The organism is Aquamicrobium terrae, assembly GCF_052978165.1.
Window position 1 is genome coordinate 758362 of record NZ_JBRKLZ010000001.1, and the last position, 15808, is coordinate 774169.

The window sequence follows — 15808 nt, forward strand, 5'->3', positions numbered from 1 at the left end:
CTGCCGTCCTGCCGCGTCAGAATGATTGCCCGATTCCGGCATAGATGCCGAATCGCGGATCGCCCGGGTCGCGGTTGAGCGGCACCGCGGCATCGACCCGAAGCGGCCCGAAAGGCGTTAGATAGCGCAGGCCCACGCCCGCGCCCACCTTCAGATCGGAAAATTCCGGGAACTGTTTCGTCGAAACCGTGCCGGCATCGACAAAGGGCACGATGCCGATGGTTTCGGTGACCGCGACGCGCAGTTCCGCCGACGTCTCGAAGTAGGAAAGCCCGCCGATCGGCTTGCCGTCTGCATCCTTCGGCCCGATGCCCTGATAGGAATAGCCGCGCACCGAACCGCCCCCGCCCGCATAGAAGCGGCGGTCGGCAGGTACGTTGGTGAGGCCGGCCCCCAGGATGGAACCCGCGGCGACGCGGCCTGCCAGCACGAAGCGGTTGCTCTCCGCTGGCGCGTAATAGGCCGAGCCTTCGCCCCGGAGCTTGATGAAGGCCTTGTTGTTGAGCGTGTCGTAGCTCGGCTCGACGAAGGCGAGGACCCGGAAGCCGCTGGTCGGGTTGAGCCGATCGTCGCGGTTGTCGAAGACATATTGCAGCGGCACCGAGGCGATCAGATATTCGTTCTTGCCGAAGCTGTCGGTGATCTTCGAATAGTCGAGCGACAGTTCGGCCGAAACGGTCTGCTGCTTGTCGAGCTGGTAGGACAGGCCCACTCCGCCCTTGACCGAGAAGCGGTCATAGGCATCCGGATGCTCGTAGACCGTCCTGAGGTTGGCGAAGAACTTCGAGGCGGGGCCGACAACGCCCGGCTTCTCGAACATCACGCCCGCATTGTAGTTCAGCTTCGAGATATCGTTGGAGCCGATGCCGCTGATCGAGCCGTCGAACCGCAGCTTTTCAGCCCGGCCGAACAGGTTGCGATGGCCCCAATAGCCTTCGAGGCCCAGCCCCTCGGTGTTGGAGACCGTGCCGCCGATGCCGAAATAACGCGGTTTGCGCTCGGTCACCTGCACCTCGATCGGGATATTGCCCTCGCCGTCCAGCGCGCCGGCCTCGCGCACCGTCACGCTGTTGAACACCTCGAGGCCCAGCAGCCTGTCGCGGGCGTCGTCGATGTCCTTGGGCGAATAGCGCGCGCCGCGCTTCAGGCCGGTCATGTATTCGGTGAACTCGCGGTCCACCTGCTCGGTGCCTTCCACCGTCGTCGCGCCATAGCCGGCCACCGGCCCGGCCTTCACGGTCAGCGTCACGTCGAGCGTGGTGGTGTTGTGGTCGGCGACGATCTCGCGGTCGGTGATCTCGGCCAGCGGCCGCCCATCCTCCTTCAGCGCGCGCACGATCAGCGCCTCGGCCTTGAGGATGGCGCCCGAGCCGGCGTCGCCGCCCGAGATCAGGCCGAAATCGGCGCTGGCAAGCCCGGCCGCGTCGCCCGCCAGGCGGATATCGCCAAGCGTGAACTTCGGCCCCGGCGTGACGTCGATCACCACCGGCACCGGCTGCGGACCGGTGAATTCGGCATCGGGCGGCAGGTCGTCGATGGAACGGCCGTCGATCGACACATTGACGACGCCCTCGTAGCGGGCATCGGTATAGAGCGCGGCCACAAGCTGCTCGCGGTCGCCGCGCGCCTTGGCCATCAGGCCGAGCGAGCCGGAAACCGGACGGTCCTCGTCGGTCTTGAGCGCGGAAGCCGCCTCCAGCCTGTCCTTCAGATCGGGATAGTCGTCCGGAACGTTGATGGTGACCGTATAGGTCATCGGGTCGACGATGTCGGCGTCCTCGTCGTCGGACGAGCCCCAAAGCTTGATTCCGAACAGTTCGAATGCCGCCGCCGGCTGCGGCGCGGCGGTCATGGCGGAGGTGACGAGCAGCGCGAGCAACAGCGCACGCGGCAGGGAAAGCCCCGCCGCCGGCCTGTCCAAGCTGTGCCCTATATCACGCCGCATCCTGCCAACTTAACGAACAAAGTTAAAATTCGACTGAAATTCCGAACCTTTCGCTGAATTACACAACGCCCGCTTGTGCCAGAAGAGCGTCAGGTTGAAATTCAATCCTTTCCTCCTTCGGCAAGAATGCGTGATCATGCATTTAGGCTGAATAGCGGCGAATGGCCCGAAATGAAACCGTTACGTCGATCACGAGGCGTTCACCAGATTGACAAGCCCTGCCGATCGCCGAAAGCTGAGTGCCCCGACCTTCGGAGAGGTATCATGACAATGCGCGCGTTCCAGACCCTTGCGGCAGCCGTTCTCATATTGGTGACGACGCTGGGAATAGCCGCCCATGCGCAGGAGGCGCGCCGCATCGCCACGACGGAAAACGCCGACTATTTCGGCTTCGACCTGCGGTCCGAGCAGAACGTGACGCTCGACCAGTGCTCGTCCGCCTGCCTCGGCGATTCGGCCTGCCGCGCCTTCACCTACAACAACAAGGCGAAATGGTGCTTCCTCAAGTCGGATTTCAATGAGCTGAAGCCCTTTGCGGGGGCCACCGCCGGCAAGGTCGTGACGCTCGACGCCGATCCCGACATCGGCGCGCCGCCGGAACTCGCCTATGTACCGGCCTGGGTGAAGGACCAGGCCGCGCAATACCGCAACACGCTGACCGGCCCGAACTACCCGAAGCCCACGCAGGGCCTCGGCGGCCTGATTGAGGACGCCGCCGCTGCCGCCCGGAACGGCGACCAGCGCTCCGCCATGCAGAAATACGAGGCGGCGGTTTCCGCCATGCCGCAGGACGGGGCGCTGTGGCTGGAGCTTGCCCGCGCCACGCTCGCCGCCAGCCCCAACGACCGCACGGAAACCACGACGCTGCGCACCAGCGCCACCTCGGCGGCGCTCAACGCCTACGATCTTTCGCGCACCGCCGCCACCCGCGCCGACGTGCTGGCCCAGCTCGGCGCGGCACTCGACGCGCGCGAGCTCTATCGCCCTGCCCTGCAGGCCTATGAGGCCAGCCTGGCGCTGGTCAATTCGGCTTCGGTGCGCGCCACCTACGAGGATCTCAAGGCGCGCAAGGGCTTCCGCATCGTCGATCATTCCATCGACGCCGACACCGCCGCGCCGCGCATCTGCGCCCAATTCTCCGAGGATCTCGTACGCACCGGCGTCGATTATGCCCAGTTCGTGCGGGTCGACGGGGCCGCGCCCGCCGGCATCGAGGCCACGGAAAAGCAGATCTGCGTCGAGGGCCTTGCCCATGGCCGCTCCTACGAGGTCACCTTCCGCGCCGGCCTGCCGGCAGCCATCGGCGAGGTGCTCGCCGCGCCCGTCACGCTGTCCATCTACGTTCAGGACCGCGCCGCCTCCGCCCGCTTCACCGGCGACAGCTTCGTCCTGCCCGCCGGCATGCGGCGCGGCATCCCGGTCGTCACCGTCAACATGGCGGCGGCCGACATGAAGCTCTACCGCATCGGCGACCGGGCCCTGACCCAGTTGCTGTCCGGCTACCAGTTCCTGCGCCAGCTCGACGGCTACGACATTTCCAACATCGCCGACCAGATGGGCGAGCCGGTCTGGGAAGGCAGACTGGAGATCGAGGACCAGCTCAACAAGGAAGTGACCACCTCCTTCCCGGTGGACGAGGCGCTGCCCGAGCGCAAGCCCGGTGTCTATGTGCTGACCGCCCAGCCCGTGGACGACCGCAGCGAGACGTGGAATTCGCGCGCCACGCAATGGTTCGTCGTCTCCGACATCGGCCTTTCCACCTATACGGGCGAGGACGGCCTCACCGTCTTCGCCCGCTCGCTGGCCAGCGCCAAGCCGCTTGCCGACGTGGAACTCACCCTGCTCGCCCGCAACAACGAAGTGCTGGGCACCGCCAGGACCAATGACGAAGGCCGCGTCATCTTCAATCCCGGCCTCACGCGCGGCGAAGGCGGCCTGGTACCGGCCGTGCTGACAGCCAAGCAGGGCGACAGCGATTTCGTCTTCCTCGACATGGCCCGCGCCGGCTTCGACCTGTCCGACCGCGGCGTCGAAGGCCGCGCGGCACCCGGCGCGCTCGACGTCTATGCCTGGACCGAGCGCGGCATCTACCGCGCCGGCGAGACCGTCCACGTCTCCGCCCTTGCCCGCGACGGCAGCGCCACCGCCGTGGACAATTTGCCGCTCACCTTCGTCTTCTCGCGCCCCGACGGCGTCGAGGATCGCCGCATCGTCTCCGAGGGCGCTTCGGCCGGCGGCCATGCCGTGGACCTGCCGCTGGAGCCAAACTCCATGCGCGGCACCTGGTCGGTCGCCATCCACACCGATCCCAAACAGCCGGCCGTCGCCAGCCAGATGTTCCTGGTTGAGGATTTCGTGCCGGACCGCATCGAGTTCGACCTGAGCGCCGACAAGACCGAAATCGCGCCCGGCGAGACCGCGACGATCACCGTCGACGGCCGCTTCCTGTACGGCGCCCCGGCCGCCGGGCTGGCGCTGGAGGGCGAGCGCACGCTGGTCCTGACCCGGCAATGGGACCGCTTCAAGGGCTTCTTCTTCGGCCTTGCCGACGAGGAGGCCGGCGAGCCTTCCGTCACGCCGCTGACCGACCTGCCGCTGGTCGGCACGGACGGCAAGGCCACCTTCCCCGTCGCCATCGACCAGCTTCCCGCCACCACCCAGCTCGTCAACGCCAAGGTGACGGTGCGCATGCGCGAAACCGGCGGGCGCGCCGTCGAACGCGCGCTCGACCTGCACGTGCGCCCGCAGGGCGACATGATCGGCATCCGCCCCGACTTCACGGAAGTGCCGCAAGGCGGCACCGCGAAATTCAGCCTCATCGCCGTCGACAGCCAGGGCGAACGCACCGCCTTGCAGGGCGCGAGCTGGTCTCTGGTCAAGGTCGAGCGGAACTATCAGTGGTATCGCAACGGCGGCTCGTGGAACTACGAGCCGGTGACCTTCACCCACGCCGTCGCCAACGGCACGGTGGACATCGAGGCCGGAGCCGAGGTCGCCATCTCGCAGCCCGTCGAGTGGGGCCGCTACCGCCTCGAAGTGGCCAGCACGGCCGCAGACGGCCCCGCCACCAGCTATGAATTCGATGCCGGCTGGTATGTCGAGGCCGCCTCCACCGAAACGCCGGACGGACTGGAAATCGCCCTCGACAAGGACACCTATGCGCCCGGCGAGGTGGCGAAGCTGAAGGTCTCGCCGCAATTCGCCGGCGAGCTTCTGGTCGCCGTCGGCGCCGACCGGCTGCTGAAAACCGTCTCGGCCTCCATCCCCGCCGAAGGGGGCACCGTCGACATTCCGGTCGGGGAGGACTGGGGCGCCGGTGCCTATGTCACCGCAACGCTCTACCGCCCCGGAGATGCGCAGCAATCGCGCATGCCCGCCCGCGCCATCGGCGTCAAATGGCTGAAGGTCGATCCGGCCGAGCGCAAGCTTGCCGTCGCACTCGCCCCGCCGGAAAAGACCGAGCCGCGCCAGCCGCTCACCATTCCCGTTAGCGTTTCCGGCATGGCCGCCGGCGAAAAGGCCTATGTCACGGTCGCAGCCGTCGATGTCGGCATCCTCAACCTCACCAGCTACAAGGCGCCCGACCCCGAGGACTGGTTCTTCGGCCAGCGCATGATGGGTCTTGAACTGCGCGACCTCTACGGCCGCCTCATCGACGGCTCGCTGGGAGCCGCCGGCCGTCTGCGCACCGGCGGCGACGGCGCCGCTATGCAGTCGCAGGGCAACCCGCCCAAGGAAAAGCTGGTCGCCTTCTTCTCCGGCATCGTCGAGGTCGATGCGGAGGGCAAGGCGGCGGTCGCGTTCGACCTGCCGCAGTTCAACGGCACGGTGCGCGTCATGGCCGTCGCGTGGACCAAGGAAGCCGTCGGCCACGCCGTGAAGGACGTGATCGTGCGCGATCCGGTCGTCATCACCGCCGGCCTGCCCCGCTTCCTCGCGCCGGGCGACGCCTCCACGCTGCGCCTCGACGTGGCCAACACGGACGGTCCGGCCGGCGACTATGCCGTGACCATCGAGACCGCCGGCGGCATCGCTATCGGCGACGACCGCGTGCCGGCAAGCGTCACCCTCGGCGCCGGCGAACGGCGCGGCTTCGAGGTGCCGCTGATGGCGGTCGAGCCGGGCGACGCCTCGCTGACCGTGCGCCTTGCCCATGCCGACGGCACTTCGGCCGAGCAGGTGCTTTTCCTGCCGGTGCGCCCGGCGCAGCTTCCGGTCACCACGCGCATGGTGGTGAACCTCAAGCCCGGCGCATCGCTGCGCGTCGATCAGGAATTGCTGGCGGCAAGCCTGCTGCCCGGCGCTTCCGTCAGCGTCGGCGTCCTGCACACGGCCGCGCTCGACGTGCCGTCGCTGCTTCTGGCGCTCGATCGCTATCCCTATGGCTGCACCGAGCAGACCACCAGCCGCGCCCTGCCCCTGCTCTACGTCAACGACCTGTCGCAGAGTTTCGGCATCCCCGTCGATGACGGCCTGCGCGAGCGTGTGCAGGAGGCGATCTACCGGGTCATCGCCCACCAGTCCTCCACCGGCGGCTTCGGCCTGTGGGGGCCGGGATCGGGCGATCTGTGGCTCGACGCCTATGCCACCGACTTCCTGACCCGCGCCCGCGAACAGGGCTACGACGTGCCCGAACGCGCCGCCGCGCAAGCCCTCTCCAACCTGCAAAACAGCCTCGGCTACGATCAGGACGTTCAGGAGCGCGGCAACGAGATGGCCTATGCGCTCTATGTGCTGGCCCGCAACAAGAAGGCCTCGGTGGGCGACCTGCGCTACTATGCCGACACCAAGCTGGAAGACTTCTCCAGCCCGATGGCAGTGGCGCAGCTTGCCGCCGCGCTCGCCCTTTATGGGGACGCGCAGCGCTCGGAAGCGACCTTCCAGGCCGCCTTCCAGCTTGCCCGCAACAGCACCGGCTTCAACCAGTACCGCGCCGACTACGCCTCGCCGCTGCGCGACGCGGCGGCCATGCTGGCGCTTGCCGCCGACAGCAAGCCGTCGCCGTCCGTGGTGCCGGAACTGGTCAGCCTGGTGAACCGCGAGCGCGCCGCCGCCACCTGGACCAGCACGCAGGACAATGCCTGGATGCTGCTTGCCGCGCGCGGCTTGAAGGAGGGCAACGAAGCCATCTCCCTCACCGTGGATGGCGCCGCCCATGACGGCCCGTTCGCCCGCGAGATCGACGGCTCCGACCTGGTCCGCAGCCCGCTCACCATCGCCAATGCCGGCAAGGAGGCGGTCGATGCCGTGGTCACCACCATTGCCGCGCCCGCCCAGCCGTTGCCGGCCGGCGGCGACGGCTTCGCCATCGAGCGCACCTACTACACGCTCGACGGGGAAGAGGCGAACGTGACCGAGGCCGGGCAGAACGAGCGCTATGTGGTGGTGCTGCGGGTCAACCAGCAGAACGACTGGCCGACCCGCATGCTGGTCACCGATCTCCTGCCGGCCGGCTTCGAGATCGACAATCCGGGCCTCGTCTCCAGCGCCCAGCTTGCCAATTTCGGCTGGCTGCCGGACACCAGCGCCGCGCATCTCGAATTCCGCGACGACCGCTTCGTCGCCGCCTTCGATCCGGGCGGCAACAGCAGCCGGGAAGTCACGCTGGCCTATGTCGTGCGGGCGGTCACCCCCGGCGTCTACGCCCATCCGGCCGCCAGCGTCGAGGATATGTACCGGCCCCAATATTCGGCCCGCACCGCTACGGGCATGATGGAGGTGAAGGCACCGTAGGAGTTCCCGACGTGACGATCGCACTGCCCCTCACCCTTACCCTCTCCCCGCTCGCGGGGAGAGGGGGCGTTGACGTCGCGGCCAGCCGCCTTTTCCCCGTGCACGGGGAGAAGGTCCCGGCAGGGGGATGAGGGGCGGCGATGCGTTGGCAATCAATGTCCCTGCGCAGATCAGCCATCGCGGCCGCAGCGCTCGCCGCCATCGGCGCCGCTTCCCTGTTCGCCCTCGACCGCGCCTACCCGCCGCCCCTACCGGAAAAGCCGGTGCTCTCCGCCGAAGTGCTCGACCGCGACGGGCAAATGCTGCGCGCCTTCGCCACGCCGGACGGATACTGGCGCTTCGGCGCGTCGCTCGACCGCATCGACCCGGCCTTCCTCGACATGCTGGTCGCCTACGAGGACAAGCGCTTCTGGGACCACAGCGGCATCGATCTTCTGGCGCTCGGACGCGCCGCCCTGCAATTCGCCGGCAGCGGCCGTATCGTCTCGGGCGGCTCAACGCTGTCCATGCAGCTCGCCCGCCTCATCGAGCCCCGCACCAGCCGCAGCATCGCCGCCAAGCTGCGCCAGATCGCCCGCGCCGCGCAGATCGAGCGGCGGCTGTCGAAGCGCGAGATCCTTCAACATTATCTCACCCTCGCCCCCTATGGCGGTAATCTGGAAGGGCTGCGCGCCGCATCGCTCGCCTGGTTCGGCAAGGAGCCTTCGCGCCTGACCGTCTCCGAAAGCGCGCTGCTGGTCGCCCTGCCGCAACTGCCCGAGAAGCGCCGGCCCGACCGCAACGCGCAAGCCGCCCGCGTCGCGCGCGACCGGGTGCTGGAGCGCATGGTCAGCGCCGGCCTGCTCGGCGAACGCGAAGCCGCCCGCGCGGCACTGGAGGACGTCCCCTCCTATCGCCGCGCCATGCCCTCCTTCGCCGCCCACGCCACGCTGCGCGCCCTGCGCACCGGCGACGAGCCCCCTCGCCTCACCATCAGCCGCCGCGTGCAGCAGGGGCTGGAAGCGGTTGCCCGCGAGGCGGCGGCACGACTCGGGCCGAAGCTCTCGGTCGCCATGGTCATGGCCGATTCCCGCACCGGCGAGATACTGGGCGAGGTCGGATCGGCCGGCTTCACCGATTCCGCCCGCTCCGGCTGGATCGACATGACCCGCGTGCTGCGCTCGCCGGGCTCGACGCTGAAGCCCTTCATCTACGGCCTCGCCTTCGAGCAGGGGCTGGTGGCGCAGGAAATGCTGATCTCGGACAGCCCCGCCGATTTCTCCGGCTACCGGCCGAAGAATTTCGACATGGGCTATCAGGGCGATGTCAGCATCCGCACCGCCCTGCAACTGTCGCTCAATGTGCCGGCCGTGCGCGTCCTCGATGCGGTCGGCCCGGCAAGGCTCGCCGCGCGGCTGCGCAACGCCGGGGTGTCGCTGGTGCTGCCGCCGAACGAGCCGCCCGGCCTCGCCATCGGCCTCGGCGGCGCCGGCATCACGCTGCGCGATCTCGTCCAGCTCTATGCCGGGCTCGCCAATGGCGGCAAGGTCCACCGCCTGCGGGACGGCACCGAACCCGCTTCCGCCACGCCCTCCGGCGCGACGCTGCTCGATCCGCAGGCCAACTGGCAGGTCACCGACATTCTCTCCGGCGTCCGCCCGCCGCAGGGGGCATCCCGGCGCGGCATCGCCTACAAGACCGGCACCTCCTACGGTTACCGCGATGCATGGACGGTCGGCTATGACGGCCGTTACGTGCTGGGCGTCTGGGTCGGCCGCGCCGACGCGGCGGCCATTCCGGGCCTGTCCGGCTATGTGTCGGCCGCGCCCATCGTCTTCGAAGGCTTCGCCCGCTCCGGCCTTGCCGCCGTGCCGTTTCCATCCGCGCCGCCCGGCACCCGCCATATGCGGCGCGAGGACCTGCCCGTGACGCTGGCCCGCTTCGGCACGGACACCCTTGCCGCCGCCGGCCCGGTGGAACCCGCACCGCGCATCGTCTTTCCGCCGGATGGGGCCCGCGTCGATCTCGGCACCTCGTCCAGCGCCGCCACCCCGCTGGTGCTGAAACTTCAGGGCGGCCGTGCGCCCTTCCGCTGGCTCGCCAACGGCAGGCCGCTGGAAGGTCAGGACCGCCGCCGCACCGCCACCTGGCAACCGGACGGGGCCGGAACCTCCACCTTGACCGTCATCGACGCGGCCGGCCGCGCGGCCAGCGTCAGCGTGTTCGTCGAATAGGACGCCCCTCGAGCGCACTCACCTCGAAAAGAGAAGAATTTTCCGATTGCGCCTTCGATCGGGCAGGAGTTTTCTGTAGAGGCCCGAAAAAGGCAACGGCCTGCGCATCCAATTTCTACCAATTCAGTAGAGTAAAGTGGTGTGAACAGGAGGCTGACATGAGCCAATTCCGTAAAACTACCCTGCTCGGCATACTCATCGCGGGCTCCGTGCAATTCGGCACTTTGGGCTTCGCGCTGGCGGATACGACGATCCTCAATGTTTCCTACGACCCGACCCGTGAGCTGTACAAGGAGTTCAACGACGCCTTCGCCAGGCACTGGAAGGCCGAAACCGGCGAGACGGTGACCATCCAGCAATCGCATGGCGGCTCCGGCAAGCAGGCCCGCTCGGTGATCGACGGCATCGATGCCGACGTGGTGACGCTGGCGCTCGAAAGCGATATCGACGCCATCGCCGAAACGTCCAAGAAGATCAAGCCCGACTGGCGCCAGCATTTCGACAACAATTCCGCCCCCTATACCTCGACCATCGTGCTTCTGGTGCGCAAGGGCAATCCGAAGGGCATCAAGGACTGGGGCGATCTCGTCAAGGGCGACGTCCAGGTCATCACCCCCAACCCCAAGACCTCCGGCGGCGCGCGCTGGAACTATCTCGCCGCCTGGGGCTGGGCGCATCACCAGTTCGGCGGCGACGAGGAGAAGATCAAGGAATATATCAGCGAGCTTTTCCGCCGCGTTCCCATTCTCGACACCGGCGCGCGCGGCTCGCTCCTGACCTTCACTGAACGCAAGATCGGCGACGTCTTCCTGTCCTGGGAGAACGAGGCCTTCCTCGCCAAGAAGGAATATGGCGAAGACGCCTTCGAGACGGTCATCCCCTCGCAATCCATCCTGGCGGAACCGCCGGTGGCGATCGTCGACGCCAATGTCGACGCCAAGGGCACCCGCAAGGTCGCCGAGGCCTATCTGCAATATCTGTACTCCGAGGAAGGCCAGCGGATCGCGACAAAGAACTTCTACAGGCCTTCGAAACCGGACCTCGTACCGGAGGAAGAAAGAAATATTTTCCCGAAAGTCGAGCTGATTGGAATAGATGACCCCATTTTCGGCGGCTGGAAGAAAGCACAACCTTACCATTTCGCCGATGGCGGGATATTCGACCAGATCTACAAACCGGCGCAATAAGCGCCACGGCATGCCTCCCGAAGCGGGAAGCCGGTTTCGGGAGGCAGACATGCGATCAGATACGAAGAAGGCGCGGCCAGATCGCGGCGCGCTTTAACAGACAAGGGGCGACATGACCGCAGTACCCGCCAATGCGGGGTGGCGATTCAGGCAGCCGAGCGTCATTCCGGGTTTCGGACTGACGCTCGGCCTTTCACTTGCCTACCTCACCCTCATCATCCTCATCCCGCTCTCGGGTCTCGCCTGGCGCTCGGCTTCTCTCGGCTGGCCGCAATTCTGGGCTCTCGTCACCGATCCGCGCACCGTCAACGCCCTCAAGATCAGCTTCGGCACGGCGCTGGCGGCGGCGGCGGTCAATGTCGTGTTCGGCACCGTGGTCGCCTGGGTGCTGGTGCGCTACCGGTTTCCCGGAAGGCGCATCGTCGACGCCATGGTCGACCTGCCCTTCGCGCTGCCGACCGCCGTGGCCGGCATCGCGCTGACCACGCTCTACGCCCCCAACGGCTGGATCGGCGCCCTGCTCGGCCCCCTTGGCATCAAAGTCGCGTACACGCCGCTCGGCATCGTCATCGCCTTGGTCTTCATCGGCCTGCCCTTCGTGGTGCGCACCGTACAGCCGGTGATGGAAGAGATCGATCGCGAGGTCGAGGAAGCCGCCGCGACGCTCGGCGCCAGCCGGTTCCAGACCATCACCCGCGTGCTGTTTCCGGGGCTGGCGCCGGCCATCGTCACCGGTTTCGCGCTCGCCTTCGCACGTGGCGTCGGCGAATACGGCTCGGTGATCTTCATCGCCGGCAACCTGCCGAATGTCTCCGAGATCGCCCCGCTGCTCATCATCATCCGACTCGAGGAATACAATTACCCGGCCGCCACGGCCATCGCCGCGGTGATGCTCATCATCTCCTTCGCCATGCTTCTCGTCATCAACATGCTGCAATCCTGGAGCCGCAAGCGCTATGGCTGATCCCGTCGTGTTCGCCGCCGAAGCGGCTCCCTCGGCCGGCGCCGGCATCACGGAATCGCGCCCGGCGCGCTGGGTGCTGATGGCGATCGCCATGGTCTTCCTCGGTGTCTTCCTGTTCCTGCCGCTGGTGCTGGTGTTCATGGAAGCCTTCAAGAGGGGCATCGGCTTCTACATCTCGACGCTGGGCGAGCGCGACACGCTTTCGGCCATCCGCCTCACCCTTCTGGTGGCGGCCATCTCGGTGCCGCTCAACCTCGTCTTCGGCGTCGCCATGGCCTGGGCCATCGCCAAATACGAATTCAAGGGCAAGGCGTTCCTCACCACGCTGGTCGACCTGCCCTTCTCCGTCTCGCCGGTCATTTCCGGCCTCGTCTACGTGCTCCTGTTCGGCGCGCAGAGCGTGCTCGGACCGTGGCTGAAGTCGCACGGCATCGAGATCCTGTTCGCCGTGCCCGGCATCGTCCTGGCAACGATCTTCGTCACCTTCCCCTTTGTGGCGCGCGAACTGATCCCCTTGATGCAGGAACAGGGCACCAAGGACGAGGAAGCCGCCATCTCGCTGGGCGCCAGCGGCTGGCAGACCTTCTGGTATGTGACGCTGCCCAACGTCAAATGGGGCCTGCTCTACGGCGTGCTGCTGTGCAACGCCCGCGCCATGGGCGAGTTCGGCGCGGTGTCGGTGGTGTCCGGCCACATCAGGGGCCAGACCAACACCATGCCGCTGCATGTCGAGATCCTCTACAACGACTACAACGCCTCGGGCGCCTTCGCCGTCGCCTCGCTGCTGGCCGGCCTGGCGCTGGTGACGCTGGCGCTGAAAACCCTCCTTGAAATGCGCTACGGCGCCGAAATCGCCGCGACCCGCGGGCACTGACAGGATTCACCATGCAAGTTCGCGTCGCAAACGTCCGCAAGGAATTCGATACTTTCCCCGCGCTTCATGACGTATCGCTGGAGATCCGGTCCGGCGAACTCATCGCGCTGCTGGGCCCCTCCGGCTCCGGCAAGACCACGCTGCTGCGCCTCATCGCCGGGCTGGAGCAGCCGACCGCCGGCCGCATCTTCTTCGGCGAGGAGGACGCCTCGGAAAAAAGCATCCGCGAGCGCAATGTCGGGTTCGTCTTCCAGCACTATGCCCTGTTCCGGCACATGACGGTGGCCGACAATATCGGCTTCGGTCTCAAGGTGCGCCCGGCCGAAACCCGGCCCGCTTCCGCCGAAATCCGCAAGCGTGCCACCGATTTGCTCGATCTGGTCCAGCTTTCGGGGCTGGAAAAGCGCTATCCGGCGCAACTGTCGGGCGGCCAGCGCCAGCGCGTGGCGCTCGCCCGTGCACTCGCCATCGAGCCGAAGGTGCTGCTGCTCGACGAGCCCTTCGGCGCCCTCGACGCGCAGGTGCGTCGCGGCCTGCGCCGCTGGCTGCGCGAAATCCACGACGCCACCGGCCACACCACCGTCTTCGTCACCCACGATCAGGAGGAAGCGCTGGAACTGGCCGACCGTGTCGTGGTGATGAGCCAGGGCAGCATCGAGCAGGTCGGCAGCGCCGACGAGGTCTACGACACACCGAATTCGCCCTTCGTCTACGGCTTCATCGGCGATTCCAGTTCCCTGCCGGTCAAGGTCGAGGACGGGCAGGTGTGGCTGGCGGAGCGCCCGATCGGCCTTTCCGCGCCCGACCTTCCGCCCGGTCCCGGCACGCTGTTCTTCCGCCCGCACGACGTCGAGTTGCTGGACGGCTGCTCGGGCTGCATCGCCGGCACCGTCGCCGCCAGCCGGCGCGTCGCCGGCACGAGGCGGGTGGAGCTGGAGATCGGCGGCCAGCGCGAGCGGGTCGAGATCGAGCTGCCGGTGGACCATCCTGCGGCGCAGAAGAGCCGGGTGGCCTTCCGGCCGCGAAAGTGGAAGGTTTTTCCGCAGAGCGACGCCTGAACCAAAAGACGAGGAGGACAATTCCATCATGCCTGGAGAAAGATGGAATTATTTTCTCAAAGCGGGGCTGGAACAGCAGCGCCATGCCTCGCGACGGACAGGCGCCCCGGGCTATAGACTGGGCATTCTCATCTGGAGCCTGTCATGAAACGCCTTCTGCTCGCCGCAACGGCCGCCGCCGGTCTGCTGTTTTCCTCCGCCTCGGCCTTCTCGGCCGACAAGCTGCTCAATGCCTCCTATGACGTGGCGCGCGAGCTGTTCGTCCAGATCAACCAGGCTTTCGTGGCCGAGCATCCGGGCGTCAGCGTCGACCAGTCACATGCCGGCACCTCCAAGCAGGCGCGCGCCATCGCCGATGGCCTCGCTGCCGATGTCGTCACCTTCAATCAGGTCACCGACATCGACTTCCTCGTCAAGCAGGGTCTGGTGTCGGACGACTGGCAGAAGGAATTCCCGGACAACGCCTCGCCCTTCTACTCACTGCCTTCCTTCCTGGTGCGGGCCGGCAACCCCAAGAACATCAAGGACTGGGACGATCTGGTGCGCGACGACGTGCAAATCATCTTCCCCAATCCCAAGACCTCGGGCAATGCGCGCTACACCTATCTGGCCGCCACCGCCTACGCCCGCGAAAAGTTCAACGGCGACGAGGCCAAGGTGAAGGAGTTCGTCACCAAGATCTTCAACAACGTGCCGGTGTTCGACACCGGAGGGCGCGCCGCCACCACCACCTTCGCCGAGCGCGGCATCGGTGACGTGCTGATCACCTTCGAGTCCGAAACCCAGGGAATCGCCAACGAATACGGCACCGACAAGTACGAGCAGGTCGTGCCCTCGGTCAGCCTGCTGGCGGAATTCCCGGTCGCCATCGTCGACAAGGTGGTGGACCAGAATGGCAGCCGCGATCTGGCCAAGTCCTATCTCGAATTCCTCTATTCGCCTGCCGGCCAGAAGATCGAGGCGGAAAACGGCTTGCGCGTTCGCGACGAGGCGATCGCCACCGAGTTCAAGGACAAGTTCCCGGATGTGCGTCTGGTGACGGTCGAGGACGTGTTCGGCGGCTGGGAAAAGGTCCAGGCCGAGCACTTCGCCGAGGGCGCCCTGCTCGATCAGGCCTACGGCAACCGCTGATCTGCGGTAACGGCATTGGAGAAAGGCCGGCCCACGCCGGCTTTTCTTGCATGCACTTCCGATACCTTCACCGTTGCGGTCGATCTCCGGCAGCCCTGCCCGCAGGTGTGGCCTTGTGGAAATCTGCCGGCGGTCCTATCCTCGGCAAAAGGTCGGCTCCGATCTGAAAAACCCTCCAAACCGCGACCGGCAAACCAGCGCCGGTCCGGCCTTTCGCTAGATCATCGACGGCCATGCTCACCAAAAAAGGCAAATATGGTCTGAAGGCCCTCGTGCATCTGTCACGGTTGCCTGCCGGGCAGCTTGCCTTCGTCAACGACATCGCCGTCGCCAACAAGATTCCCAAGAAGTTCCTCGACGCCATTCTGGTCGAGCTGCGCAATGCCGGCTTCGTCGAAAGCCGCAAGGGCAAGGACGGTGGCTACCGGCTCGCCCGGCCCGCCTCGGAAATCCGCATCGGCCATGTCATCCGCGTGCTGGACGGGCCGCTGGCCCCCCTGGCCTGCGCCAGCCGCACGCAATATGTGCGGTGCGAGGATTGCCGGGACGAAGCGGCTTGCGAGGTCCGGCACATGATGCTGGAGGTGCGCGAGGCCATCGCCCATGTGCTGGACGGCCGCAGCCTCGCCGCCATGCGCGATGCCGCCAACGACGACTTCCCGGCCGATCTGGCGCTTAATATCTAAAGCATGCCGCCCCAAAG

9 protein-coding genes are annotated in these 15808 nt (G+C 66.8%); 8 read left to right on the plus strand and 1 reads right to left on the minus strand.

Going from position 1 to position 15808, the window contains the following annotated elements:
- Positions 1–16: 16 nt before the first annotated feature.
- On the minus strand, positions 17–1921 hold the full coding sequence (locus ACVCNR_RS03875; protein WP_447073879.1) for an autotransporter assembly complex protein TamA: 1905 nt from the start codon (positions 1919–1921) through the stop codon (positions 17–19).
- Positions 1922–2209: 288 nt separating this feature from the next.
- Here ACVCNR_RS03875 and ACVCNR_RS03880 point away from each other — a divergent pair, with 288 nt between their 5' ends.
- From ACVCNR_RS03880 to ACVCNR_RS03915, 8 genes are all read left to right on the plus strand, one after another.
- Positions 2210–7678 (plus strand): alpha-2-macroglobulin family protein, encoded by a 5469-nt coding sequence (locus ACVCNR_RS03880; protein ID WP_447073880.1) that lies wholly within the window; start codon positions 2210–2212, stop codon positions 7676–7678.
- A 155-nt stretch (positions 7679–7833) separates the two neighbouring features.
- Positions 7834–9891: a penicillin-binding protein 1C gene (gene pbpC, locus ACVCNR_RS03885; protein ID WP_447073881.1), complete on the plus strand. Its 2058-nt coding sequence runs from the start codon at positions 7834–7836 to the stop codon at positions 9889–9891.
- Between the two features lie 158 nt (positions 9892–10049).
- Entirely contained in the window at positions 10050–11078 is a 1029-nt protein-coding gene (locus ACVCNR_RS03890; protein WP_354191950.1) for a sulfate ABC transporter substrate-binding protein, read from the plus strand.
- 112 nt (positions 11079–11190) lie between these two features.
- A complete protein-coding gene (cysT, locus tag ACVCNR_RS03895) occupies positions 11191–12042 on the plus strand; it encodes a sulfate ABC transporter permease subunit CysT (protein ID WP_354191949.1) in 852 nt (283 codons plus the stop codon).
- Complete coding sequence (gene cysW / locus ACVCNR_RS03900) at positions 12035–12916, plus strand: sulfate ABC transporter permease subunit CysW (protein ID WP_354191948.1); 882 nt, start codon at positions 12035–12037, stop codon at positions 12914–12916. Before cysT ends, cysW begins: the two co-directional genes overlap by 8 nt.
- A gap of 11 nt (positions 12917–12927) precedes the next feature.
- Positions 12928–13974 (plus strand): sulfate/molybdate ABC transporter ATP-binding protein, encoded by a 1047-nt coding sequence (locus ACVCNR_RS03905; RefSeq protein WP_447073882.1) that lies wholly within the window; start codon positions 12928–12930, stop codon positions 13972–13974.
- Positions 13975–14118: 144 nt separating this feature from the next.
- The gene (locus tag ACVCNR_RS03910) at positions 14119–15105 is read left to right on the plus strand and encodes a sulfate ABC transporter substrate-binding protein (RefSeq protein ID WP_447073883.1); all 987 of its coding nucleotides are present in this window, start codon (positions 14119–14121) and stop codon (positions 15103–15105) included.
- A 233-nt stretch (positions 15106–15338) separates the two neighbouring features.
- Positions 15339–15791 (plus strand): RrF2 family transcriptional regulator, encoded by a 453-nt coding sequence (locus tag ACVCNR_RS03915; protein ID WP_354191943.1) that lies wholly within the window; start codon positions 15339–15341, stop codon positions 15789–15791.
- Positions 15792–15808: the final 17 nt, after the last annotated feature.